We start from the raw sequence: 1,350 nt of genomic DNA, 5'->3' as shown, positions 1-1,350 counted from the left end.
AAAAGTTGTGTTTAAGCAAAAATGGTTGTTAATCTAAAAAGGAAAAATTCTATATTTTTAACACCTCTAAACTGTGCTCTAAAGGCTTTTATCTTTGCGTTAAAAGATTCAGCAGCGGCATTTGTACTTCGATTGACAAAATAGTTAAGTATAGATCTATAGTTTATTGTTATTGTATTTGCTATTGTGTTAAATGCCCTAAATCCAGATTGTTCAACCTCTTTATACCAATGGGCTAGCTTTGTGTATGCTGTTTCTATTGATTTTGCTGTATTAAAAATGTCTCTAAGGCCTTGAACTAGGTTAAATGCTCGTTGGATATCAGGATATTGATCGAAGAGTATTTTACTTCTCTGATATTGATTTTCTGTCCAATTAGAGGGTGCTTTATAGAGTAGATACCTGCTTCTTGCCAAGAGTTGTTTTCTGGTGTCGCCATTATCAAAGAGCTTTGACTTGTAAGCTTTATTATTTGCTCTAGCCAGTTTTATATTTTCGTTTTCTAGATCTATAGCATCCCACCTATGTTTGATTCTTATATCTTGTAGTGCCTCCAATGCTAATTTCTGTACATGAAACCGGTCTGTAACCTGTATGGCTTTTGGGAAACATTTCTTAGCTATGGTTTTCATTGAGTTGGCCATGTCTAGTGTAATCTCCTTAACCTTAGCTCTTTTCTTTGCTGATAACTTGAGAAGCTGCTCTATGATAGGCTGCACTTTAGTGCCAGAAAAAATGGCAACGATACTTCCTTTTTTACCTTTGGCTTTTTTGTTGGTAATGATGGTATAGAGTTCTCCCTTTGACAAAGCTGTCTCATCAATAGATAAATGGCTTCCTATATTCTCAGGAAATATAAGATATTGTTTTGCATGTTTCTTCTGATTCCAGTCTTTAAAATCACTTAAATAATCTTTATACTGACGTTGTAGTTTTTTGCCATCAACGCCATAAAAATGTCCTATGGTACGACAATCTGAGGCTCTAGTATTGATTAATTTCTTTTAAAAAAGCAGCGAACTCTGTGGTCATTCGAGTTCCCTGTGCTACTAAGTTCCAATCTCTCTGCACAACTTGTTTGGTGGTCTTATCTAGCCATCTGCGACGCTTAACATGCAAGTATACAGTGTTTCCACGTAAAGGAAAATCTTGAATGGTTACTTCTTTGTGAAAACCATGCGCAATTAATGTACGTTTAGAGTCTTCTTTAGGTGTTGCATTCTGTTCTTCAAAGTAAAGATGCATGACTTCTCCATTTTTAGTATGCTTTACAAGATCAAAATGGTTGATTAGAAATTCTGGAAGAATAAGTTTAAGTAGTTCTAGATAATGGTCCACAGTCTTTTTTTT

General features: G+C 34.8%; 2 protein-coding genes. Both read right to left on the bottom strand.

All coding sequences use genetic code 11. The annotated features are described in order from the left end of the window. Positions 1-11: 11 nt before the first annotated feature. On the bottom strand, positions 12-965 hold the full coding sequence (locus HM984_RS17315; protein ID WP_179350100.1) for an ISAon1 family transposase: 954 nt from the start codon (positions 963-965) through the stop codon (positions 12-14). 19 nt (positions 966-984) lie between these two features. Next, positions 985-1,338, bottom strand: a complete 354-nt coding sequence (locus tag HM984_RS17310; RefSeq protein WP_179350099.1) for an ISAon1 family transposase N-terminal region protein — start codon at positions 1,336-1,338, stop codon at positions 985-987. Positions 1,339-1,350: the final 12 nt, after the last annotated feature.

Origin of the sequence: Winogradskyella pacifica (genome assembly GCF_013403915.1) — a bacterium.
Lineage (GTDB): Bacteria > Bacteroidota > Bacteroidia > Flavobacteriales > Flavobacteriaceae > Winogradskyella > Winogradskyella pacifica.
This window is presented reverse-complemented; position numbering and strand designations above follow the sequence as displayed.